This is a genomic window from Treponema sp. R80B11-R83G3 (assembly GCF_054786115.1).
On the sequence record NZ_BDHF01000424.1, the window covers coordinates 1 to 559 of the forward strand.

Sequence of the window (559 nt, forward strand, 5' to 3'; positions counted from 1 at the left end):
ACCGCGATGTTTTTGTTGGCAAAAAAACTGAAAGCCGATATGTCGCCAAACGTACCAAGAGGCTGCCCCTTGTAATCGGCTCCCGGCGAATGGGCGCAGTCTTCGATGAGGAGCAATCTGTGTTTTTTGCACAGGGCTGTTATACGCTCCATATCGCAGGCAAAACCGGCGTAGTGAACTATCATCACAGCCTTTGTCGCTTGAGTAATACGCGCTTCAATATCGTTAGGATCAACCGACCAGTCTTCCATTGAAGAAATATCCGCAAGAATGTTTTTAGCGCCATTCATCAAAGAAACATTTTGATCGGCGATAAAGGTTAAGGAAGGGGTAATTATTTCATCACCTTTTTTTATGTTAAGGGCAAGTAGAGCCATGTGCAAGGCGGCGGTACAATTTGAAAGAGCAAGGCATTTTGAATCATGTCCCAAAAATTCTGAAAATTTGGATTCAAAGGCAAGAGTTTTTTCGCTGATACTCAACCAGCCCGAATCGAGCACCTCTTTAACAGCCTGATACTCTCTTTCGTCGTAATTAATTTTATGAAGTTGTACGCGCC

Annotated in this window: 1 protein-coding gene; it reads right to left on the reverse strand. The window is 43.8% G+C overall.

Annotated features, from left to right (window positions below; all coding sequences use genetic code 11):
- A partial coding sequence (locus tag ACYVRH_RS14255; RefSeq protein WP_461257535.1) for a DegT/DnrJ/EryC1/StrS family aminotransferase occupies nucleotides 1–559 on the reverse strand: 559 nt, incomplete at both ends.